The sequence below is a fragment of the Streptomyces sp. NPDC126499 genome (assembly GCF_040302485.1).
GTDB lineage: Bacteria > Actinomycetota > Actinomycetes > Streptomycetales > Streptomycetaceae > Streptomyces.
Window position 1 is genome coordinate 69,210 of record NZ_JBEOUO010000005.1, and the last position, 22,073, is coordinate 91,282.

A 22,073-nucleotide genomic window follows, 5' to 3' on the forward strand; every position below is an offset into this window, starting at 1 on the left:
TGGGTCAGCCGATTCCGGGGATGAGGGAGAGAAGCATGTCGATGAGCTTGATGCCGACGAACGGGGCGACCAGGCCGCCCAGGCCGTAGAGTCCGAGATTGCGGCGGAGCATCGAGTCCGCGCTGGAGGGCCGGTAGCGCACGCCCTTCAGCGCCAGCGGGACCAGAGCGACGATGATCAGCGCGTTGAAGATGACGGCCGACAGGATCGCGGACTCGGGTGAGGTCAGGCCCATGATGTCGAGCTTGTCCAGCGACGGGTAGGCGACGGCGAACATCGCGGGGATGATCGCGAAGTACTTGGCGACGTCGTTGGCGATCGAGAAGGTGGTCAACGCACCGCGCGTGATGAGGAGCTGCTTGCCGATCTCGACGATCTCGATGAGCTTGGTCGGATCGGAGTCGAGGTCGACCATGTTGCCGGCCTCCTTCGCGGCCGACGTGCCGGTGTTCATCGCCACGCCCACGTCCGCCTGCGCGAGCGCCGGGGCGTCGTTCGTGCCGTCACCGGTCATCGCGACCAGCTTGCCGCCGGCCTGCTCGCGCTTGATGAGGGCCATCTTGTCCTCGGGGGTGGCCTCGGCGAGGAAGTCGTCGACGCCCGCCTCCTCGGCGATGGCCTTGGCGGTCAGCGGGTTGTCACCCGTGATCATGACGGTCTTGATGCCCATGCGGCGCAGCTCGTCGAACCGCTCCCGCATGCCCTCCTTGACGACGTCCTTCAGGTGGATGACGCCCAGGACCCGTGCGCCCCTGTCGTCCTCCACCGCCACCAGCAGCGGTGTGCCGCCGGCTTCGGAGATCCGGTCCGTGAGCGCCTGCGCGTCCCCGGCGACCTCGCCGCCGCGCTCCTTCACCCAGGCGACGACGGATGCCGTGGCACCCTTGCGGATCTTCCTGCCGTCCACGTCCACGCCCGACATACGGGTCCGGGCGGTGAACTCGATCCACGTGGCGTGCGCCGGCTCACCCTGGTGGCGCTCCCGCAGCCCGTACCTCTCCTTGGCGAGGACGACGATCGAGCGGCCCTCGGGCGTCTCGTCGGCGAGCGAGGACAGCTGGGCGGCGTCCGCCACCTCGGCCTCCGTCGTACCGCGTACGGGCACGAACGCGGCCGCCTGCCGGTTGCCCAGGGTGATCGTGCCGGTCTTGTCCAGGAGCAGGGTGCTCACGTCGCCGGCGGCCTCGACCGCGCGGCCGGACATGGCGAGGACGTTGCGCTGGACGAGCCGGTCCATGCCGGCGATGCCGATCGCGGAGAGCAGCGCGCCGATCGTCGTCGGGATGAGGCAGACGAGGAGGGCGGTCAGGACGATGAGGGAGGTCTGCCGGTCGGCCCCGGCGTAGATCGCGAAGGGCTTGAGGGTGAGGACCGCGAGCAGGAAGACGATCGTCAGCGAGGCCAGCAGGATGGTGAGGGCGATCTCGTTCGGGGTCTTCTGCCGGGCGGCGCCCTCGACCAGGCTGATCATGCGGTCGATGAAGGTCTCGCCCGGCTTGGTGGTGATCCTGACGACGATCCGGTCGGACAGCACCTTCGTACCGCCGGTGACGGCCGAGCGGTCGCCGCCCGACTCGCGGATGACGGGTGCGGACTCTCCGGTGATGGCGGACTCGTCGACGGAGGCCACGCCTTCGACGACGTCGCCGTCGCCGGGGATGACGTCGCCGGCCTCGCAGATCACCAGGTCGCCGACGCGCAGTTCGGTCCCGGGGACGCGTTCCTCGCCCGTGGTGGTGATCCTGCGCGCCACGGTGTCGGTCTTGGCCCTGCGCAGGGTGTCGGCCTGGGCCTTGCCGCGGCCTTCGGCCACGGCCTCGGCCAGGTTGGCGAAGAGGGTGGTCAGCCACAGCCAGGCGGTGATCGCCCAGCCGAAGCGGTCTCCGGGGTTCTTCACGGCGAGCACGGTGGTCAGCACCGAGCCGACCAGGACCACGAACATGACCGGCGACTTGACCATCACGCGCGGGTCGAGTTTCCGCAGCGCGTCCGGGAGGGACGTGACGAGCTGCTTCGGGTCGAAGAGGCCGCCGCCGACACGGCCGGCCGGCTGGGGTGCGCCCGGCAGGCCGCCGTGCGGTGCCTTCGCCGTGGTGGCGGAGAGGGACATGGTGTTCTCGTGTTTCCGTACGTCGATGGTCATGCCGCGAGCCCTTCGGCGAGCGGGCCGAGAGCGAGGGCCGGGAAGTAGGTGAGACCGGTGACGATCGTGATCGTGCCGACGAGCAGGCCGGTGAACAGCGGCTTCTCGGTCCGCAGGGTGCCCGCGGTCTCGGGTACGGGCCGCTGCCCGGCGAGGGAGCCGGCGAGCGCGAGCACGAACACCATGGGCAGGAACCGGCCGAGCAGCATCGCGATGCCGATCGTCGCGTTGAACCACGGGGTGTCGGCGTTCAGGCCGGCGAAGGCGGAGCCGTTGTTGTTGGCGCCGGAGGTGTAGGCGTACAGGATTTCGGAGAAGCCGTGCGCGCCCGCGTTCGTCATCGAGTGCGCCGGGGAGTCCAGGACGAGGGAGGCCGCGGTGAAGCCGAGCACGAGCGCCGGGGTGATCAGGATGGAGCAGGCCGCGTACGTGATCTCGCGGGTGCCGATCTTCTTGCCCAGGTACTCGGGTGTGCGGCCGACCATCAGACCGGCGAGGAACACGGCGATGACCGCCATGATCAGCATGCCGTAGAGGCCGGAGCCGACGCCGCCGGGGGCGATCTCGCCGAGCTGCATGCCCAGCAGGGTGATGCCGCCGCCGAAGCCGGTGTACGAGGAGTGGAAGGAGTTCACCGCGCCCGTCGAGGTCAGCGTGGTCGCCACCGCGAAGATCGACGAGCCGGCGATCCCGAACCGGGTCTCCTTGCCCTCCATCGCGCCGCCGGCCAGCTCGAACGCGGGGCCTTCGCCCGCGAACTCGGTCCACAGCATCAGGGCCGTGAAGCCGATCCAGATCACGGCCATCGTGCCGAGGATCGCGTACCCCTGCCGGAGCGAGCCGGTCATGCGGCCGAGGGTGCGGGTCAGGGCGAACGGGATGACCAGGATCAGATAGATCTCGAAGAGGTTCGACAGCCCGTTGGGGTTCTCGAACGGGTGGGCGGAGTTGGCGTTGAAGTAGCCGCCGCCGTTGGTGCCCAGCTCCTTGATGGCCTCCTGCGAGGCGACGGCGCCGCCGTTCCACTGCCGGGTGCCGCCCGCGAACTGCCCGACCTCGTGGATGCCGGAGAAGTTCTGGATCACCCCGCAGGCGACCAGGACGAGCGCTCCCACCACGGAGACCGGCAGCAGGATCCGTACGACACCGCGGACCAGGTCGGCCCAGAAGTTGCCGAGTTCGCCGGTACGGGAGCGGGCGAAGCCGCGGACGAGCGCCACGGCGACCGCCATGCCGACGGCCGCGGAGACGAAGTTCTGCACCGCGAGGCCGCCGGTCTGCACGACGTGGCCCATGGCCTGTTCGCCCGCGTACGACTGCCAGTTGGTGTTGGCGACGAAGGACGCCGCCGTGTCGAAGGCCTGGTCCGGGTCGATCGACTCGAAGCCGAGCGAGCCGGGCAGGGCGCCCTGGAGGCGCTGGAGACCGTACAGGAACAGCACGCTCACCGTGGAGAAGGCGAGCACCCCGCGCAGATACGCCGGCCAGCGCATCTCCGCCGACGGGTCCGCGCCGATCGCCCGGTAGATCCACCGCTCGGGTCTGTGGTGCTTCTCCGAGGAGTAGACGCGCGCCATGTGGTCGCCGAGCGGCCGGTAGGACAGGCCCAGGGCGACGATCAGCGCCAGAAGCTGGAGGATCCCAGCGAGAACGGGACTCATATCCGTACTCAGAACCTCTCCGGCTTGACGAGGGCGAGCACGAGGTAACCCAGGAGGGCGGCGGCCACGAGCAGGCCGACGATGTTCTCGGCACTCACAGCTTCGCCACCCCCCTGGCGACGAGGGCCACCAGCGCGAAGAGCGCGACCGTGGTGACGACGAAGGCCAGATCGGCCATCGTGAGCTCCTGACGGAAAGAAGAGCGGATTCTCGGACGAGACGAGAAAACAGCCTTCTCGGCCGCGCTCCGGCGCCGTTGACGCTCCCCTGACGCCCTCGGCCCTCCTCTTGACGCGACCCCTACGCGCGCCGGGCGTTCCGCCGGCTTCCGTTGACCAGGTCGTTGAAACGGTCGACGGTCCAGATGGTCCGCAGCCCCGGGGCGCCCATCATCACGGGGCGGGGGAACTTCGGCTTCTTCACCCAGATCGCCTTCAGGTCCTCGTGCGCTTCCCCGTCCGCGATCAGGTCGGCGAGGAGGGAACCGACGTAGGGCGCCTGGGCGAGGCCGTGGCCGTTGCAGGCGACGGAGTAGTAGACGTCGTCGCCGATCCGCCCGGCGAGCGGAAGCCACGACGAGGTGATCGCGACCCACCCTCCCCAGGCTCGCGCGGCCGCGACGTCGGCGAGCGCGGGGAAGCGCGTCTCGAAGGCGCGGGCGAGATCGGCGACGACGGCCGCGTCCGGCGTCCGCACGGGAAGCGGGTGGTGCTTCCCCCGCTGGAGGCGGCGGACGCCGAACACGATCGTGTCGCGCGAGGTCAGCCGGTAGTTCTCCATGATGTTGTGCTGGGTGACCATCCCCGACCGGCTGGTCCACCCCAGGGCGGCCAGGCGTGCGGGGTCGATCGGCTCGGTCTCCACCTCGGTGACCCAGATCGGCGAGGAGAGCCGCCGGGGAGCGAGGGGAAGCTCGCCGCCGAAGGCGTTCGTCGCGAGCACGAGCTTGTCCGCGCGCACCTCGCCTCCGGCCGTCCTGATGACGAGGTGGCCGTCGTTCCGTGTGACGTCGGTGACCCGGGTCCGCTCGAAGACGCGGGCGCCGGACGCGAGGACGGCGTCGCGGATGCCCAGGCTGAACTTGCCGGGGTTCAGGATGCCGCCGACGGACTCGCGCATGCCGCCGAGGAATCCGCGGGGGATGCCGAGCTCCGCGCTCGTGCCGAGTTCGACGTGCGCGCCGGCCTTCCGCAGGAGCTTCGTCACACGGCGTACGCGGCCCATCTGCCCCCGGGACACGGCGGCGCAGACGTTGCCCGTCGGCTCGTAGTCGCAGTCGAGTTCCAGTCGTTCGATCAGCTGCTCCACGAAGTGCCCGGCGTGGTCGGCCATCCGGACGATGGCGGGAAACCTCCTGGGGTAGAGCATGCTCAGGAGCTGGATGTCGCCCCCCGGGGCGCCCGCCACCTGCCCGGCGTTGCGGGAGGCGGAGCCGTGGCCGCAGAACTCGGCCTCCAGCAGCACGACGTCCCGGCCGTGCTCGGCGAGCCGCAGCGCCGTCGACATGCCCGCCAGGCCGCCGCCCACGACGGCGACCTCGCAGGTGACGTCCTCGCCCAGGGCGGGGCGGACATCGGTGGGCGGGTCGACCCACCCGCTGAAGGTGGTGTACTCGACGTGGTCCGTCTTCATCTCGCTGTTCCTCGTTTCGCGCGTCGTACGCAGGGGGCGCCGGGCCGGCACGGCTCGGCCTCGGCTCGGCTCGGCCTCAGCTCAGCTCGCGCTTGAGGATCTTTCCGGTGCCGGTCATGGGCAGGCTCGACACGAGCTCGACGATGCGGGGGTACTTGTAGGAGGCCATCTGCTCCTTGCCCCAGGCGACGAGCTCCTCGGGCGTGACGGCGGCGTCCTTCTCGGGGATCACGAAGGCCTTGATCTCCTCGCCGTGGCTGTCGTGCGGCACGCCGATGACGGCCGCCAGGCTCACCGCGGGGTGGGTGAGCAGGACCTCCTCGATCTCGCGCGGGTAGACGTTGAAGCCGCCGCGGATGATGAGGTCCTTCACACGGTCGACGATGTAGTAGAAGCCGTCCTCGTCGCGCCGTGCGAGGTCTCCGGTGCGGAACCATCCGTCGCGGATCGCCTCGGCCGTCTCCTCGGGGCGGTTGTAGTAGCCCTTCATGACGTTGTGGCCCCGGACGGCGATCTCGCCGACCTCCCCGGGCGCGGTGACCTCCGTCCAGTCCGGCCGGATCAGCTTCACCTCCACGCCCCAGATCGGGCCGCCGATCGAGCCGGGCCGGGTGCCCCGCCGGGGGTCGCTGAAGGTGGCGACGGGCGAGGTCTCGGACAGGCCGTACCCTTCGAGCACGGTGATGCCGAGGCGCTCCTTGATCTGGGTGATCATCTCGACCGGCAGGGCCGCCCCGCCGGAGATCCCGATCCGCAGGTTCGCGGCGATCCGGTGGACGTCGATGTCGTCGGTCAGGGCGCCGAGCAGGCCCCACCACATGGTGGGAACGCCCGCGAAGAACGTGATGACCTCGCGGTTCATCAGCTCGACGACCTCACGGGCGGCGAAGCGGGGCACGAGGTGCAGCGTCGCGGCGACCGAGAAGCCCGCGTGCATCTGCACCGTCGCGCCGAAGGTGTGGAACAGCGGCAGACACACCAACTGGCTGTCGGTGGCCGGTTCGGCGCCGAACAGGCGGTTGCAGGCCATCACGTTCATCAGCGTGTTGGCGTGGGAGAGTTCGGCGCCCTTGGGCCGGCCGGTGGTGCCCGAGGTGTACAGGATGATCGCGGTGTCGGTCGGCTCGGTGACCACCGACTCGAAGGCGGTGCTCATGCCGGCGAGTGCCTGGCCGAGCGTCTCGGTGCCGGCGATCGGGCTGGGAGCCTCCGGGTCGGCGGTGATGACGAAGAAGTGCTCCACCGCCGTGGCCTCGCGGTATCCGGCATGGCCCTCCGCGGCCATGGCGAGTTCCGGTGTTCCCTCGAAGCAGAAGTACGCCGAGACGTCCGCGTCGTCCAGGTGGTAGGCGATCTCGCGGCCCTTGAGCAGGACGTTGAGGGGCACCACGACCGCCCCGGCCTTCAGGACGCCGTAGTAGACGATGGGGAAGTACGGGAGGTTGGGACAGCTCAGCGCGACCTTGTCGCCGGGCCGGACGCCCCGGGACACCAGCAGGTTGGCGACCTGGTTCGCCGCCGCGTCGACCTGACGGTAGGTCAGTCGCCGCGGACCGAGGACGAGCGCGTCCCGGTCCGGGAAGGCGCGGGCGGAGTCTTCGAGGAGGATCGAGAGGTTCAGCATGGGGGTTCTCCAGCGGCGGTGGGTTCGTTCATCGGGCGACGGGTCTCACAGCGGAAGGTCCGGCGAGTCGACGCCGACCACCCGGTCGCCGCAGAACACCCGTACCGACTCGGCGGGGCCGTGACCGCCGACGCCGGCCGGGCCCCAGAAGCTCTGCGCGGAGTCGTCGCCGAGGTCGGCGACCTTGGCGCCGTTGACGCGCACCTCGCCGGCCAGCACGCGCGAGCCGACCTCGATCGCACGCTCGACGTCGCCACCGAAGACGTACGCGTCGAGTCCCGACGGGTTCGCGTTGGCGATGCGCAACGCCTCCTCGTCGGAGTCGACGGCGTGCAGGGACACGAGGGGGCCGAACAGCTCCGCGGTGGCCTTGGCGGGGTCGGCGCCGGCGGCGACGGTCGGCGAGAGAAAGAATCCGTCGAGGTCCGGCAGCCGGGCCGGCTGGTGGACGGTGGCCCCGAGGGCGTGCAGTCCGTCGATCCGGCTCCGCAGCGTCGCGAAGTGGGGTGCGTTCGAGATCGGGCCGAGTTCGGCGCCCTCGTCGAGCGAGTGGCCGACCACGGTCTTGGCGATGCGCTCGGTGAGCGCTTCGAGCAGCGGCCCCACCAGGCTCCGGTGGGCGAGCACCTTGCCCGGCCCCTCGCACCACTGGCCGTTCAGCTTGGTCATTCCCTCGAAGATGCCGTCGGCGGCGACCTCGACGTCGGCGTCGTCGAGGACGAGCGCGGGGTTGTTGCCGCCGAGCTCCAGCTGGAGGACCTTGAAGTCCTCCGCGGCGGCGCGGGCGATGGCACGGCCGGCGACCGGACCGCCGGTGAACGAGACGATCTTGACGCGCGGGTCGCCGGTCAGCGCGGCGCCCACCTCGCCGCGGCCGTGCACGAGCTGCAGGGCCCCGGCGGGCAGTCCGGCCTCGACGAAGCACTCGACGACGATCTGGGCGCTGCCCGGGGCGTGCTCCGACGGCTTGAGGATCACCGGGCAGCCCGCCGCGACCGCGCTCACGACCTTCGCCGCGGGGATGAAGCTCGGGCCGTTCCACGGGGTGAGGATCGCGGCCGGTCCCCACGGGACCTTGTGGAGGCGGACGTCACGGCCGCCCGCCTCGAGCGCCCGTACGCGAGGAATGGTCACCAGGTCGGCTGCCGTCGCCCGGATCCTGGCCGGCAGGAACGCCGCCACCTTCCGGGTGACGCCGATCGGCACGCCGCTGGTGAGGGAGTCGGTGCGGGCGATGTCCTCGGCCCGGCCCTCGAGGAGCACGGCGACGCGTTCGAGGATGTCGGCGCGCTCCCGGCGGGCCTCCTCGTCCCACCGGCCGACGCCGTACACGCGCTCGGCGTGCCGCAAGGCCCGTTCGACGTCCCCGGGACCGGTCGTGACCATGGGGTGGACCCGTTCCCGGGTGTTGGGGTCGACGTTCCATTCGTCCCGGACCGTCTCGCAGTCGCTCCAGGCGTCCTCGATGTAGTTCACCGGACGGGGAATCGCCGTCTCGCCGCTCGTCATGTGCGTCGCCTCCGCATTCGTGTCCATCAGGCCTTCAGGTCGACGACGACGCGGGTCACGTCGCCGCCGCGCATCGCCGTGAAGCCCTCGTTGATCTCGTCGAACGGGATGACCTGGGTGACCATCTCGTCGAGCAGCAGACGCCCCTGCTGGTACAGGCGCGCGAGCTGGGTGATGTCCTGCCGCACCTGGCCGGAGCCCATGTACGAGCCGATGAGCCGCTTCTCGCCGAAGAAGAAGTCCGAGGCGGGCAGCGTGAGTTCGGTGCCTTCCGGGGCGATGCCGACCAGGCACGCGGTGCCGGTCGCCCGCAGCACCGACAGCGCCGTGGCCGCGGTGCGCGCCGAGCCGACGGCCTCGAACGCGTAGTCGACCCCGTCGCCCAGCAGGTTCCGTATCTCCGCGGCGACGTCCTCGGCGCGCCCGTTCACGACGTGCGTCGCGCCGTAGCCCCGCGCGGCCTTCAGCCGGGCGTCGTCCAGGTCGATCGCGACGATGGCCGAGGCTCCCGCGAGCCTGGCGCCCTGGATGATGGCCGAGCCGACGCCGCCGCAGCCGATCACCGCGACGGTGCTGCCCGGGCGGACCCGGGCGCCGCGGAAGACGGCGCCCACGCCCGTGATGACACAGCACGCCAGGAGGCAGCCCACGTGCAGCGGCACCGCGTCGTCCAGCTTCACCAGCGCGTTCTCCCGCATGAGGGTGTGCCGGGAGAAGGCGCCGATGTCGCCGAGCCGCTCGACGGGCCGGCCGTCCGGCAGTCGGAAGGCGGGCCGGGGGCGGCGCCGGATCTCCTCGACGCGCAGGCACTGCGTCGACCGGCCGGCCTCGCAGTTGAGGCACCGGCCGCACGACGGGGTCAGCGCCCCGACCACGCGGTCGCCCGGGCGCAGTCCGGTCACCGCGGAGCCGACCGCCTCGACCACGCCGGCCACCTCGTGGCCCACGACCACGGGCAGAGGGGTCGGCACCGTTCCGGTCATGTAGTGCAGGTCGCTGTGGCACAGGCCCACGTGGGAGACCGCGACGCGCACCTCGCCGGGCTCGGGATCGTCCACCTGGATCGCCGTCATCTCGAGCGGCTCGTTGAGCGCGGTGAGCACCGCGGCCTCTGTGTCGATCACGTCCAGTCTCCTCTGTCGTTCGTTGTGTGCATGTGTGCGGTGTCGCCCCCGTCTGCGTCCTCGCCCCCGTCCCCGTCCCCGGAGCTATGCGCCGGCGCCCTTCGCGGCCCAGAAGCCGTCGATGCCGGCGCTGAACACCCCGCCCTCCCAGGCGGTGCGCGCGGCGGCGTCCTCGCGGGCGAAGGCCTGCTCGATCTCCTCGGGCCGCGGGCGCAGGAGCGCGAGGTGCTGCGCCGTCGTGTTGCCGGCCGGCGTCCACGCGTGGACCAGGTCGACGGCCTGGTCGATCAGTTCGCCGGGCGGGACGATCTCGTCCAGGAGCCCGATCCGCAGGGCTTCTTCGGCGCCGATGCGCGGTGAGCCGAGGACCATGCGCATCGCGTGGTTGCGGACGAGACGGGTGAGCAGCAGGCTCGACGCGTTGGAGATCGTGATGCCGCGGCCGTTCTCGGGCTGGTAGTACTCCGTCGCCGGGGTGCCGATGCGCGCGTCGCAGCAGAGGGTGATCTCCGAGGCGCCGCCGACGGCGAGGCCGTTGACCGCCGCGATGACGGGGACGCGGGTCTCCACGACGGCCCGGGTGATGTCGTGGAAGCTCTCGAACGCCTCGCGGACCTCCTCGTACGAGGCCGGTACGGACGTGAGGTCCTCGCCGGACGAGAACGCCCGGCCCTCACCGGTGAGCACGATCCCGCGTACGTTCTCGCCGGTGCCGTACGCGCGGACGGCGCTCGCGAGGCGCAGCCGCGTGGCGACGTCGAGGGCGTTCAGCTTCTCGGGACGGCGCAGGGTCAGGACCGCCACCTCGCGGACGACGTCGACGCCGAGGAAGTCGGTGGACGCTTCGGCGGGCGCGCCGGTGGTCCCGCGTCGGGCGCCGAGGTCGTAGGTGACGCCGGGCTCGGCGGCGGCGCGCTCCTTGAGCGCCGGCTTGGAGACGCGCTCGGACGGGGTACGGGGGAAGTCGGCGACGAACTCGACGTAGCGCGGCACCTTGAAGCGGGCGAGCTGGCGGCCGGCCCGGTCGATGATCCGCGCGGCGGTCGTGCGGTCGGCCGGCACGCCGGGGGCGAGCTGGACGAAGGCCTTGACCTCTTCGCCGAAGGTCTCGTCTGGTTCGGCGACGACCGCGCTGGCCACGACCGCGTCGTCCCGTTCGAGGACGGCCTCGACCTCGGCGCTCGCGATGTTCTCGCCGCCGCGCCGCACCATGTCCTTGATCCGCCCGACCAGCCGGATGCCGCCGCCGTCCGGCTCGCGGACGACGACGTCGCCGGTGTGCAGCCAGTTTCCCCCGGCGGCTACGCCCTCCTTGCCGCGGGGACCCCCACTGCGCAGCACCCGGGCGGTGTCCTCGGGGCGGTTCCAGTAGCCGAGCATCATCGGCTTCCCCGAGACGATCATCTCGCCGGGCTCGCCCTCGGGCACGTCGGCGCCGTTCGGATCGACCACCCGGACCCGCTTGGTCGGCACCGGACGTCCGAGGCTGCCGCTGCCCACCGCGGTCACGTCGTCGACGGGACTGAACAGGTCGACGCCGGACTCGGTCATGCCGTAGATCTCCCGCCACGGCGCTCCCCAGCGTCGCTCCAGGTCGGCGTGGAGGCCGACCGGGATGCCCGAACAGAGCACCAGGCGCAGGTCGTTGTCCAGGTCGTCGGGGCTGGGCGGCTGCTTGAACAGCAGCGTGGGCATGGACCCGAGGACGTAGAAGAAGGTGGCGCGGTGGCGGCGGACGTCGGCGAAGAAGCCCGAGGCGGAGAACCGCGGGAGCACCACCAGCGGGGCCCCGACGGTCAGGGCGAGCGCGGTGTTCCACTGCGGGTCCATGTAGGAGAACGGCTGGGCCGTGAGCAGGACGTCCTCCGGCCCGAGGCCGGTCACCGCCGCGCAGGTCCACGCCAGCCGCACCCAGTAGTCATGGGTGAGCATGCACGCCTTGGGGAAGCCGGTGGTGCCCGACGTGTACTGCAGGTTCGCCAGCTTCTCGGAGGTGGCGCGCACCTTGGGCGCGGTCGCCGGGAAGGCCTCGGAACCGTCCTCGGCGACGTCGACGATGCGCAGGTCGGCCACGTCCGGCTCGCTGGAGGCGACTTCCTTCAGGAGACCGGCCCGCTCCTGGTCGGTGAACACGACCCGGGCTCCCGAGTCGCGCAGGAGGAACGTGAGATCCGCCTGCTTGTACGAGGAGTTGACCGGTACGGCCACGGCGCCGGCCTTGAGCACGGCCAGCCACACGACCGGCCAGTGCACGATGTTGGGGAGCATGAGGGCGACGCGGTCGCCGGGCCGGACGCCGTCGACGTCGATCAGCCGGTGCGCCAGCCGGGAGGTCCAGGCGTCGATCTCGGCGAAGGTCCAGGATTCGTCTCCGAAGCGGAGGAACTCCCGGTCCGGCGACCGCCGGGCGCGCTTCGACAGCAGCCCGGTCAGCGTCGCGGTGGGCGGGTCCTCTCCCATCTGCTCGGGCCTGACGGCCGGTCGCGGACGCCGCGAGGCCGCGTCTCCCTCTCGTGCGGGCGTTTCTTTCAGGGCCACGACTGCTTCCTCCGCATGGGACGTTTTCCTTGGTTCTGGTGCCTTGACCGCGGCTGCTCAGGCGCCGGCGCCCGCGACGGGGCTCTGTTCACGGCGCTCCGGCTCCGCCTCGGCCGACTCGTTGTGGGCGTGCAGGGCGCGGTAGGCGAAGTAGTACATGCACATCTGGAATCCCCACGTGCTCAGCGCGGCGATGTAGAAGAGGGTGTGCGCCGCGTCGTCGCCCGGGATGCGGACGAAGTCGTAGGTCGCGGCGATGGTGAACGCGGCGGCGGTCGCGAGGCCGGCGCCGATGGCCATTCCCTTCGCGCCGATCGCCCAGAGCCGCTTGGAGAAGTAGATGAGGAACAGCGTCGTCAGCACGTTGACGACGACGTAGAAGATGTCCAGGGCGAGGCCCAGCCGTTCGCCGAACAGCTGCAGGAAGAGCCCGACGGCGGCCGCGAAGGCGAACACCCCGACATCGGTGGCCTTGGACGGCTTGTACCGGTGCGTCGCGCCCATCAGGCCCATGACGAGGATCAGCGTGATGCCGACCGACCGGGAGAACGCGTCGAGGAAGTGCGCCGCCGTGTACATGGGGCTGGTCTCGTCGCCGCCCAGGAGCGCGTACACGAGGAAGTTCGACCCGGAGGTGGCGACGATGATCCATTCGAGGCCGAGCAGGTAGTTGCCGTAGTTCCGGATGAACTTCCATCCGAAGGTGAAGCCGACGGTGATCATCCAGACGTCGGCGAGCAGGAAGAGCGCGTCTCTGATTGCCATGGTGGGGTCCCTCCGGTGGAGAGCGGCGAGGGCTCAGGGCCTTCGCGACGGGGGTGAGGTTTATGCTGCTGCATCACGGTCGGCCGATCAAGTCATCTGACCAACTATTTCGACGCAGGGGCTCCGGCCTGGGCCGATGCCCGCTGATCCGCCTGTTAGCCTGGTGGCTGACTTGATCGATCGTCCAACTTCGACGGGGGGGGCACACGTGGCACGCGTACCGGCGGCCGAGCGGCGCAATGATCTGGTGAACGCCGCCATCCAAGTGATCGCGCGCCACGGGGTGGACGGTGCGACGACCCGCCGGATCGCCGAGCAGGCCAACGCTCCGCTGGCGACCCTGCACTACTGCTTCCAGTCCAAGGAGTTGCTGTTCGCCGCCGTCTTCGAGCGGCTGGCGGAGCGGTACCGCGAGGTGCTGATCGCGAACGACGTGCACGGCGACGTGGCCGCGACGGCGCGCGCGATCCTGCGCGGACTCATGGACTGGTACATGGAGTCCTCGGACTTCGCCTCCGCCACCGTCGAGCTGATCAGTTGGGCGCAGCGCACGAAGGAGCATCCGGCCGAGGCCGTGTACAGCGAGGCGTACAAGGTCATGAGCTCGATCCTTGGGACAGCGGCCTCGGGACAGGACGTCGCGCCGGAGACGATCGACCAGATCGGCTACGTCGTCGGCGCCCTGTCGGACGGCTTCGTCATGAACTGGCTGACGCACGCCGACCGGGCCCAGGCCGCCCTGCAGGCGGAGGTCGTCATCGACGTCCTCGATGCCTGGCTGGCCACGAAGCTCGCCTGATCGGGCGGCCTCCTCGGCGAGCGGGACCGCGGGGCCGCCCGGCACGGCGGTGGACGGCGGCCGGCGGATCCGGGCGGGTCCGCCGTCGGCCGTCGGCGGACCCGCCCGGATCCCGCTCGTCACAGGCGTTTCACGGCCTGCTCGACGATCCAGGTCATCGTCGGATCGTCGCTCTCCATCCATTCCGGATGCCACTGGACGCCCAGCACCGGAGCGTCCGGGAGCTCCACCGCCTCGACCACCCCGTCCGTCGTCCGGCCCGTCACGACGAGTCCCGCGCCGCAGCGATCGACGGCCTGGTGGTGCCAGGAGTTGGTGACGGCCCGCGTTCCGAACAGTCCCGCCACGATCGAGCCGGGCTCGAAGGTCACGAGGTGATCGGCCGTGCCGTCGGTGGGCGCGGCCTCCGGTGACAGATGCCGCACCTCACCGGGCGGCAGGTCGGCGACGAGCGTGCCGCCGAGCGCCACGTTGAGGACCTGCATGCCCCGGCACACGGCGAGCACCGGGATCCCCCGGTCGAGCGCGGCGCGCGCGAGCGCGAGCTCGTGCGCGTCCCGCTCGGGGTCGTGGACCATCGGGTCCGTCCGCGGGTCGACGTCGCGGACCACGGACTCGTCCCCGCCCCAGCACGCCGGATGCAGGTCCTGCCCGCCGGTGATGACGACGCCCGCCAGCCAGTGGCAGACCGCCTCCGGATCCGTCTCGTACGAGAGGTTCACCGGAAGCCCTCCGGCCCTGGCGATCCGTATCCCGTAGTCGGACATGTAGCTGTCGGCGCAGCGGTCGCCGTACCGGGGGTCCGCGCCCCGGATCAGATCCAGCCGGAACCGCCGGCCGGTGATGCCGATGAGCGGCCGCACCGCGGTCGGCCCGTCTCCCCGCCCGCTCACGGCAGTTCGAAGTATCGCTGGGACTCCCACGGGGAGAGTTCGGCGAAGGGGTCACCGCCCGCGGTGTGGAACTGCATCCACTCCCACCGGCGCGATCCGACCCAGTAGTCCACGAACTCGGAGCCGAGGAGGTCGCGCAGGATCGGATCCGCTTCGAGCGCGGCGGCGGCCTTCGTGATGGTGTCCGGCAGGCGCGGGATGATCCCGGGCGGCATGCACCAGGCCATGTCGGTGACCGGCTCCGGCGGCTCGATCTTCCGCTCCAGGCCCGCGACGACACCGGCGAGGACACCGGCCAGCGCGAGGTAGAGGTTCGCGTCCGCGCCCGGGACCCGGTACTCCAGGCGCGAGTACGCCGGGTGCCCGCAGACCGCCCGGACCGCCGCGGTCTTGTTGCTGATGCCCCAGCTGACGGTGACCGGCGGACCGCTGAGGTCCACCAGGCGCCGGTACGAGGTGATCTGCGGGAGCACGATCGAGGTGTTGCCCTCGAGCGTCGTGAGCAGGCCGCCGATGGCGTGGCGCATCGTCTCCGACGGCCCCTCCTGCGCGTAGAACGCGTTGACCCCGTCGCGCTGGAGGGACAGGTTGATGTGCGAGGCCTGTCCGTAGCCCGCGGTGGGCTTGGCCATGAAGGTGACCGTGCGCCCGAGGTCGAACGCGACCTCGCGCATGATCTGGCGGGTGCGCGCCCAGGCGTCGCCGACCGCGATCGGGTCGCCGGGCGCCAGATTGATCTCGATCTGACCGGCGGCGTCCTCGTCGCTCCACGCCTCCCACTCGATGCCGACCGCGTCGAGCCGGGCGGCGACGGCGTTCATGTACCCGGTCCAGTCCTTGGACTTCGCGAGGTGGTAGGCCGTGCCCGCGCTGCCGCCGAGCGGTGTCAGGTCGCGGTATCCGCGGGCGCGCGCCTCCTGGACGGACTCCTCGAAGACGGTCGCCTCGATCTCGACGGCGACGGTCGCGGTGTAGCCGAGCGTGGCGAGCCGGCTGGTCATCCTCCGCGCGAGGTTGCGCGGACAGAGGGGAACCGGCGTGCCGTCCTTCAGCCAGTAGTCGCCGATCACCGCGTCGAGGCCCGGCTCCCACTCGACCAGCGTCGACATGTCGGGGCGGAAGTAGACGTCGTCCAGATGCCCGCGCCAGTCGGGGAAGGCGAAACCGAGGGCCGGGGCGTTGCCGAGGTCGAGTCCGAACAGCAGGTCGGCGAAGGCGAATCCCGAGTCCGCGCCGGAGGCGAACTTCTTCGGTGTCACGGTCTTGCCGAGGAACGAGCCGTCGTGGTTCGTCGCCTCCAGCCGGACGGCCCGGGACCGGGCGCCCGGGGCCTCGACTCCCGTGCGGGGCTGGGTGAGTTCAGACATCGTAACGAACCTTCCAGGATGCGCCGACCATGACCGACAGCTGGGAGAGGGTGCCCTGGACGCCGAGCGCACCCGTGGACAGAACGGCGAGCAGGTCGTCGGTTCCGGAGAACACGCCGGCGAGCGTCTCGGGGGCTCCGGCGATCAGGTAGTGCGTCGTGCCCTCGCCGAGCACGACCTGCTCCAGGCCGTCGGGGCCTTCGGTGACCGCGACGAGCACGTCCGGGATGCCCGGCACGGAGCGCGCGGCGGTCCAGAAGTGTTCGGCGGCCGCCTGCCAGTCGGGCACCGGCGGCGACAGCGCGCTCAGCGCGTCCGCGGCGAGTTCGGCGTCGCCCGAGGGGGCTTCGGCGGGCGCGAACCGGGCGTTCAGGTCGACGGTGATCGTGGCGTCGGCCTCGGTGGTGACGCCGCTCGACACCTCGACGACGCCGCCGCCGAAGGTGATCGTCGCCGCCTGCGGCGTGTCGTGGGACCGGATCGCCACGGTGGCGGCCGGCTTCCGCAGCGCCGCGAGGGCATGGCCCGCTCGGGCGGAATCCCGCAGGGTGCGGCCGATCAGCCGAACGAGGGGAGTCGCGTCGTCCTCGATCCGTACGTCGATCGGTAGGGCCGCCGCATCGGACACCGCAGGGACCGTCGTGGTTTCGGTCATCCTCCAGTCCTTTCACCTTCGGGAGATCGCGCGTACCGCGCACCGGCCGCTTCGGATCTCACAGGGGGGAGTGATCGACATGGTCAATTGACTCGATCAGATGACTAGGATGGTGGGGCACGGGTTACCCCATGTCAATGACTTCGGAGAGGTCCCACCGTGAACGAAGCGCAACCGTCGTACTGGGATCAGCTGGACGCCGATGCCCGATCCGTCGCCCAGGTCATCGCCGAAACCTTCCGGACGCCGATGCGCGAACTGGGCGTGGAGGCGGCACGCAGGCTCCTGGCGAGCTCACCGGCGAAGCAGCCCCTCACCCCCCTCGACCGGGTCGACCGCCTCACGCTGCCCGCCCGCGCCGGCGAGCTCCGCGCCCGCCTCTACCACCCGGACGGCCCGTCGGCGCCGGGCAGCCCGCGCCCGGTGCTGATGTATCTCCACGGGGGCGGATTCGTGCTCGGCACCCTCGACGGAGTCGACGAGGTCTGCCGTGCGATCGCCGCCCGGTCCGGATGGGCGGTGCTCTCCCTGGAGTACCGGCTCGCACCGGAGAACCCCTATCCGGCAGCGCTCGACGACTGCTTCGACGCGCTCGCCTGGCTGCGCCGGTCGGCCGCGGGGCTCGGCCTCGACCCGCGCACGATCGCCGTCGGAGGGGACTCCGCGGGCGGGAATCTCGCCGCCGCGCTGTGCCTCAAACTGCGGGACCTCGGGCTGGATCAGCCGGTGACCCAGGTCCTCGTCTACCCCGCCGTCGACGACTCCTTCGCCTCCCCGTCGTGGACCGAATGCGCCGACGCCCCCCTGCTGACCAGCGCGGACGCCCGCTGGCTCTGGGAGCAGTACATCGGCCCCGACCGCGTGGGCGCGGTCGACCACCTCGCGGCCCCGATGCGCGCCGAGTCGCTGCGCGGTCTCCCGCCGGCGCTCGTGCTCACGGCCGAGGTCGACCCGCTGCGGGACGACGCCGAGGCGTACGCCGAGAGGCTGCGGCGTGAGGGCGTGGAGGTGAGCCTGACCCGCTGCGCCGGCGTGTTCCACGGCTTCTTCACCGAAGTGGGGGTGTTCGCGCGGACGGAGGAGGCGCTGGCGCGGGTGGTGCGCCACCTGCGGGAGATCGCGGGAGCGGGAGCGGCCACGGACGCGTAACTCGATTCAGGTTCGACTATTGACCGCCGCGCGGGCCGCCCATAGCCTGATTTGGTCAAATGACCAAATCAAATGACCAAGTCCAGTCGACTACCCGAAGGCAGATGCATGACTGACCAGACTCCAGCCACCTCCCCCGTCGTCGACGTCCTCTGTGTCGGTGCCGGATTCTCCGGCCTCTACGCCGCCTACAAGGTGGCGGAGAAGGGCTGGTCCTTCGCCGGATTCGAGGTAGCGCCCACCGTCGGCGGCACGTGGTACTGGAACACGTACCCCGGTGCGCGATGCGACGTGGAGAGCGTCTACTACTCCTACTCGTTCAGCGAGGAGCTTCAGCAGGAGTGGACCTGGAGCGAGCGCTTCGCTCCGCAGGCCGAGATCCTCAGCTACATCAACCACGTCGCGGACCGCTTCGACCTGCGCCGGCACTTCCGCTTCAACACCCGGGTGACCTCGGCGACCTGGCTGCCGGACGAGCGGCTCTGGGAGGTGACCCTCGACTCCGGGGACACCCAGCGGGGCCGCTATCTGCTCGCCGGCTCGGGCGGCCTGTCGACGCCCAAGGACTTCGACGTGCCGGGCCTTGCGAACTTCACCGGGACCACGGTCTCGACGAGCCGGTGGAACATCCCGCTGAGCGATCTGGCCGGCAAGCGCGTCGCCGTGATCGGCACCGGCTCCTCCGCGGTGCAGTGCATTCCGCTCATCGCCGAGGTCGCCGAGCACCTCACCGTCTTCCAGCGCACCCCCAACTACGTGTTCCCGGCCCGCAACGCCCCGCTGACGCCGGACGTCGTCGACGAGATCAAGAGCAATTACGCGGCGATCCGCGAGGAGTGCCGCCACTCCCTCGGCGGCATCCCGGACCGCATCCCGGACGCCGCGGCGTTCGACGTCTCCGACGAGGAGCGGCGCGCGCGCTACGAGAAGGCCTACGAGCGCAGCGGATTCAACGGCGTCGGCGGCGAGTTCTCCGATCTGCTGACGAACCCGAGGGCCAACGAGACGGCGGCGGAGTTCGTACGCGAGAAGATCCGCCAGATCGTCCGGGACCCCGAGACCGCCGCCGTCCTCGAACCCCGCTTCCACCCGCTCGGCGCGAAGCGCAGCTGCTTCGGCACCGACTACTACGAGACCTTCAACCGCCCGAACGTCCAGGTGGTCTCGCTGCGTGACGAGCCGATCGAGACCATGACGAGCGACAGCATCGTCACGGCCGGCGGCTCCTACGAGGTCGACGTCATCGTGATGGCGATCGGGTTCGACGCCTTCACCGGCCCGCTGTACGCGCTCAACATCTCGACCCCCGAGGCCGGCCGGCTGCAGGACGCCTGGCGCGACGGGGTCAGGACGTACCTGGGCATCATGACCACCGGGTTCCCGAACTTCTTCATGATCGGCGGACCGCAGAGCCCGGCCCTCGCGAGCAACGTGGTCGTCACGATCGAGCAGGCCGTCGACTGGATCACCGATCTGATCGGCCACGGGCGGGCGGGCGGCGCCGAGGTCATCGAGGCGACGGCCGAGGCCCAGGACGACTGGGTGAGGATCACCGAGGACACCGTCAACCAGACGCTGTACGCGACCACCGACTCCTGGTACCGGGGTTCGAACGTGACCGGCAAGCCGTCGACCTTCCTCGGCTATGTGGGCGGTGTCGGCAAGTACCGCCGGATGTGCACCCACATCGCCAAGCAGGGCTACCCGGGCGTCGAGCTCGACGGCAGGACCGTCGCCCGCCGTATCGGCCGCGTCGACGAGGAGATCGCGTGAAGGTCGTGCACCAGCGCTACGTCGCCCACTCCGAGGCGCACTACGGCGGGAACCTGGTCGACGGAGCCTTCGGGCTGAAGCTGTTCGGAGACGCCGGCACCCACCTGGCGATCACCCTCGACGGCCACGAGAGCCTGTTCGCCGGGTACGCGTCGGTCGAGTTCCTCGCCCCGGTCCGCGGCGGCGACGTCGTCGAGGCCGAGGCCCGCCTGGCGTCGAGGGGCACCCGGAGCCGGACCGTCGACTTCGAACTCCGGATCATCTGCCGCGCGGTCGACGATACCGGCCGGGCCGAGGTCCTGGCCGAGCCCATCGTGGCCACCCGGGCACGGGGAACCGCCGTCGTCCCGGCCGACGTCCGGCAGGCCGACGCGGAGCGGTGACGAGTCGGAGCACGGCGAAGGGGCGGCAGTCGCATCTGCCGCCCCTTCGTCGTGTTCCCCGGCTACACCACCTTCCGCCCTCCGGCCACGGCCTGGCGGGAGGGGCGCGGCGCCCGCGCGGGCCTCCTGCTGCCGAGCCACCCGAGGAGGAACGCGGCCGGGACGGAGATCAGCCCCGGGGTGTGGAACGGGTACCAGTCGAAGGACAGGTCCGGCCACAGCGCGTACGGGGTGCCGGAGACGGTCGGCGAGAAGAACGTGAGGACGGTGCAGAGCACCAGTCCCCCGTACACCGACCACATCACTCCCCCGCGGTTGAACCCCGGCCAGAAGAAGGAGCAGACCAGCACCGGAAAGACGCAGGTCGCCGCGACGCCCAGGGAGAAGGTCACCAGGAACTCGACGGGATAGCGGTGGACCGACGTGGACAGGACCACCCCGCCGACGCACAGGACGGCGACGCCGGCCCGAAGGGTCCGCACCTTTGCGACGGCGGTGAGGGGACGGCGGGTGCGGGCGAGGACGTCCTGCGTGAGGGAGACCGCGGCGGAGAAGGTCAGGCTGGTCACGGCCGTCAGCACGGCGAGGAAGGCGACGCAGGCCACGACGGTGATGAGGACCACGCGTGCCGTCGATCCATGACCGAGGACACCCGAGGCCAGCAGGATCGGCGCCGCCTGACCGTTCGCGTCGACCGCGCCGATCGTCTCGCCGCCCACCACGGCCGCCGCCGCGAAGCCGGTCATGATCAGCAGCAGGTAGAAGGCGCCCGTCAGCCCCACGGCGACGCTCGTGGAGCGCCGGGCCGACTGCCCGCTGCGTGACGCCGCGACGCGGAGGATCAGATGCGGCATCATCGCCATGCCCAGGATCACCACGAGGTGGTCGCTGATCGTGTTCAGCGGACCGAGACCCGCCGTGTGCGCCCAGAGCCCCCGGCTCAGATACCCGTCCGGAGCGGCGCTCCGCTCCACCGCGGCCGACAGCAGGTCTCCCGGACTCCAGGAGAACTTCGACAGGGCGAGCAGGACGACCACCGCCAGCGTCACCAGGGTGACGGGCACCTTGACGACCTGGACGAAGCTGGTGCCCCTCAGGTCCGCCACCGCCGCGAAGAAGGCGATCAGGCAGCCCATCAGGATCGTGCAGGCGACCTGGGCGGTGTCGCTCGACATGCCGATCAGGAGCGCGGCGCTGATGCCGGCGGCCCGCAGCTGGACGATGAGCAGGGGGACCGTGATGAAGAGCGTGACCACGGCCGCCGCCGTGCGCGGCCCCTGGCCCGACGCCCGCAGCGAGAAGAGGCCGCCGAGCGTGTAGTGGCCGCTGGCGCGGATCCTCCGGGCGAGGAGGAGCAGGACACCGAGCGCGATGACGCTGTCGACGGCGGAGGCGAGTCCGTCGTAACCGAAGAGGGCGATCGCCCCGGAGGCCGCGAACAGGGTGACGACGGTGATGTACTCGCCGGCCAGGGCGAAGCCGTTGAAGACCGGTGAGAGGGAGCGGTCGGCGGTGTAGAGCCGTTCCGGACGTTCGTCCGGGCTCGCGAGGGTGAAGACCCACAGCAGACACAGACCGATGAAGATGAGGAAGGCGCTGATCACGGGGCCGCGGGCGGCCGAGCCGACCGGATCGAGGACGCCCGAGCTCAGCAGGAGCGGATTCGTCACCGGTTCACCAGCCCGACTCTCGTACCCCGTACGGGGGTTGGGGGGACGGTGACCGTCCGCCGGGATCGCGCGGACGCGCCGCCCGGTGCTCGTACCACCACACGCTGCCGAGGAAGACGCCGAGTTGCAGCGCGCCCCAGACGACACCGAGGGTGAGCCGTCCGTACACCTGGACGGCGGTGAGCGCGGTGGAACAGGACAGCGCGACGCCGATGCCGAGCGGCACCGCGTTGACGGTCAGGAACGTCCGCCGGAGTTGCCGGCCGCGGCTGCCGGGGTCGTCGTCCCGTCGGGATGAGGCGGGCGGTCGGGCGGCAGGAGTCGGGTCGGAAGGCAGGCGCACGGAACCTCCGGGCGGTAGGGGTGAGGGGGCCCGGGCGTGAGGAGG

18 protein-coding genes are annotated in these 22,073 nt (G+C 71.0%); 4 read left to right on the top strand and 14 right to left on the bottom strand.

The features are described from left to right. Positions 1–4: 4 nt before the first annotated feature. From kdpB to ABTZ91_RS08875, 9 genes are all read right to left on the bottom strand, one after another. Positions 5–2,143, bottom strand: coding sequence for a potassium-transporting ATPase subunit KdpB (gene kdpB / locus ABTZ91_RS08835; protein WP_352076442.1), 2,139 nt, complete (start codon positions 2,141–2,143; stop codon positions 5–7). Beyond that, on the bottom strand, positions 2,140–3,804 hold the full coding sequence (gene kdpA / locus ABTZ91_RS08840) for a potassium-transporting ATPase subunit KdpA (RefSeq protein ID WP_352076443.1): 1,665 nt from the start codon (positions 3,802–3,804) through the stop codon (positions 2,140–2,142). Before kdpA ends, kdpB begins: the two co-directional genes overlap by 4 nt. An 8-nt stretch (positions 3,805–3,812) precedes the next feature. Further along, positions 3,813–3,902, bottom strand: coding sequence for a K(+)-transporting ATPase subunit F (gene kdpF / locus ABTZ91_RS08845; protein WP_033204243.1), 90 nt, complete (start codon positions 3,900–3,902; stop codon positions 3,813–3,815). 202 nt (positions 3,903–4,104) lie between these two features. Then, entirely contained in the window at positions 4,105–5,436 is a 1,332-nt protein-coding gene (locus ABTZ91_RS08850) for an FAD-binding oxidoreductase (protein ID WP_352076444.1), read from the bottom strand. A 76-nt stretch (positions 5,437–5,512) separates the two neighbouring features. Further along, positions 5,513–7,060, bottom strand: a complete 1,548-nt coding sequence (locus ABTZ91_RS08855; RefSeq protein ID WP_352076445.1) for a long-chain fatty acid--CoA ligase — start codon at positions 7,058–7,060, stop codon at positions 5,513–5,515. Positions 7,061–7,105: 45 nt separating this feature from the next. Then, positions 7,106–8,596: an aldehyde dehydrogenase gene (locus ABTZ91_RS08860; protein ID WP_352076446.1), complete on the bottom strand. Its 1,491-nt coding sequence runs from the start codon at positions 8,594–8,596 to the stop codon at positions 7,106–7,108. Then, the gene (locus ABTZ91_RS08865) at positions 8,596–9,693 is read right to left on the bottom strand and encodes a Zn-dependent alcohol dehydrogenase (RefSeq protein ID WP_352076447.1); all 1,098 of its coding nucleotides are present in this window, start codon (positions 9,691–9,693) and stop codon (positions 8,596–8,598) included. Before ABTZ91_RS08865 ends, ABTZ91_RS08860 begins: the two co-directional genes overlap by 1 nt. Before the next feature lie 84 nt (positions 9,694–9,777). Continuing rightward, positions 9,778–12,153, bottom strand: a complete 2,376-nt coding sequence (locus ABTZ91_RS08870) for an AMP-binding protein (RefSeq protein WP_352076448.1) — start codon at positions 12,151–12,153, stop codon at positions 9,778–9,780. A 135-nt stretch (positions 12,154–12,288) separates the two neighbouring features. After that, positions 12,289–12,996 carry a transporter gene (locus tag ABTZ91_RS08875; RefSeq protein ID WP_352076449.1) on the bottom strand — a complete coding sequence of 236 codons (708 nt, stop codon included), beginning with the start codon at positions 12,994–12,996 and terminating at the stop codon, positions 12,289–12,291. A gap of 208 nt (positions 12,997–13,204) precedes the next feature. Between ABTZ91_RS08875 and ABTZ91_RS08880 the strand changes: the two genes are divergently transcribed. Then, the gene (locus ABTZ91_RS08880; protein ID WP_352076450.1) at positions 13,205–13,795 is read left to right on the top strand and encodes a TetR/AcrR family transcriptional regulator; all 591 of its coding nucleotides are present in this window, start codon (positions 13,205–13,207) and stop codon (positions 13,793–13,795) included. Positions 13,796–13,914: 119 nt separating this feature from the next. Here ABTZ91_RS08880 and ABTZ91_RS08885 read toward each other — a convergent pair whose 3' ends face one another. The 3 genes from ABTZ91_RS08885 to ABTZ91_RS08895 are packed head-to-tail and all read right to left on the bottom strand — an operon-like array spanning position 13,915 to position 16,710. Continuing rightward, the gene (locus tag ABTZ91_RS08885) at positions 13,915–14,688 is read right to left on the bottom strand and encodes a gamma-glutamyl-gamma-aminobutyrate hydrolase family protein (protein ID WP_352076451.1); all 774 of its coding nucleotides are present in this window, start codon (positions 14,686–14,688) and stop codon (positions 13,915–13,917) included. Next, positions 14,685–16,055 carry a glutamine synthetase gene (locus ABTZ91_RS08890; protein ID WP_352076452.1) on the bottom strand — a complete coding sequence of 457 codons (1,371 nt, stop codon included), beginning with the start codon at positions 16,053–16,055 and terminating at the stop codon, positions 14,685–14,687. The genes ABTZ91_RS08885 and ABTZ91_RS08890 overlap by 4 nt, the downstream gene beginning before the upstream one ends. Beyond that, the gene (locus ABTZ91_RS08895; protein WP_352076453.1) at positions 16,048–16,710 is read right to left on the bottom strand and encodes a hypothetical protein; all 663 of its coding nucleotides are present in this window, start codon (positions 16,708–16,710) and stop codon (positions 16,048–16,050) included. The genes ABTZ91_RS08890 and ABTZ91_RS08895 overlap by 8 nt, the downstream gene beginning before the upstream one ends. A gap of 159 nt (positions 16,711–16,869) precedes the next feature. On the opposite strand from ABTZ91_RS08895, the gene ABTZ91_RS08900 reads away from it, so the two are divergent. The 3 genes from ABTZ91_RS08900 (at position 16,870) to ABTZ91_RS08910 (ending at position 20,015) form a co-directional block, all read left to right on the top strand. Further along, the gene (locus ABTZ91_RS08900) at positions 16,870–17,859 is read left to right on the top strand and encodes an alpha/beta hydrolase (protein WP_352076454.1); all 990 of its coding nucleotides are present in this window, start codon (positions 16,870–16,872) and stop codon (positions 17,857–17,859) included. 108 nt (positions 17,860–17,967) lie between these two features. Beyond that, the gene (locus ABTZ91_RS08905) at positions 17,968–19,632 is read left to right on the top strand and encodes an NAD(P)/FAD-dependent oxidoreductase (protein WP_352076455.1); all 1,665 of its coding nucleotides are present in this window, start codon (positions 17,968–17,970) and stop codon (positions 19,630–19,632) included. Further along, positions 19,629–20,015: a hotdog domain-containing protein gene (locus ABTZ91_RS08910; protein ID WP_352076456.1), complete on the top strand. Its 387-nt coding sequence runs from the start codon at positions 19,629–19,631 to the stop codon at positions 20,013–20,015. Before ABTZ91_RS08905 ends, ABTZ91_RS08910 begins: the two co-directional genes overlap by 4 nt. Positions 20,016–20,077: 62 nt before the next feature. Here ABTZ91_RS08910 and ABTZ91_RS08915 read toward each other — a convergent pair whose 3' ends face one another. Together ABTZ91_RS08915 and ABTZ91_RS08920 are read right to left on the bottom strand one after the other, a co-directional pair. After that, the gene (locus tag ABTZ91_RS08915; RefSeq protein ID WP_352076457.1) at positions 20,078–21,685 is read right to left on the bottom strand and encodes a sodium:solute symporter family transporter; all 1,608 of its coding nucleotides are present in this window, start codon (positions 21,683–21,685) and stop codon (positions 20,078–20,080) included. Between the two features lie 4 nt (positions 21,686–21,689). Further along, the gene (locus tag ABTZ91_RS08920) at positions 21,690–22,028 is read right to left on the bottom strand and encodes a hypothetical protein (RefSeq protein ID WP_352076458.1); all 339 of its coding nucleotides are present in this window, start codon (positions 22,026–22,028) and stop codon (positions 21,690–21,692) included. Between the last annotated feature and the right edge of the window lie 45 nt (positions 22,029–22,073).

Coding starts and splice junctions, on each gene's coding strand:
- kdpB (WP_352076442.1), bottom strand. CDS start 2,143: ATGACCATCGACGTACGGAAACACGAGAACACCATGTCCCTCTCCGCC.
- ABTZ91_RS08895 (WP_352076453.1), bottom strand. CDS start 16,710: ATGACCGAAACCACGACGGTCCCTGCGGTGTCCGATGCGGCGGCCCTA.
- ABTZ91_RS08860 (WP_352076446.1), bottom strand. CDS start 8,596: ATGGACACGAATGCGGAGGCGACGCACATGACGAGCGGCGAGACGGCG.
- ABTZ91_RS08905 (WP_352076455.1), top strand. CDS start 17,968: ATGACTGACCAGACTCCAGCCACCTCCCCCGTCGTCGACGTCCTCTGT.
- ABTZ91_RS08890 (WP_352076452.1), bottom strand. CDS start 16,055: ATGTCTGAACTCACCCAGCCCCGCACGGGAGTCGAGGCCCCGGGCGCC.
- ABTZ91_RS08870 (WP_352076448.1), bottom strand. CDS start 12,153: ATGGGAGAGGACCCGCCCACCGCGACGCTGACCGGGCTGCTGTCGAAG.
- ABTZ91_RS08875 (WP_352076449.1), bottom strand. CDS start 12,996: ATGGCAATCAGAGACGCGCTCTTCCTGCTCGCCGACGTCTGGATGATC.
- ABTZ91_RS08850 (WP_352076444.1), bottom strand. CDS start 5,436: ATGAAGACGGACCACGTCGAGTACACCACCTTCAGCGGGTGGGTCGAC.
- kdpA (WP_352076443.1), bottom strand. CDS start 3,804: ATGAGTCCCGTTCTCGCTGGGATCCTCCAGCTTCTGGCGCTGATCGTC.
- ABTZ91_RS08855 (WP_352076445.1), bottom strand. CDS start 7,060: ATGCTGAACCTCTCGATCCTCCTCGAAGACTCCGCCCGCGCCTTCCCG.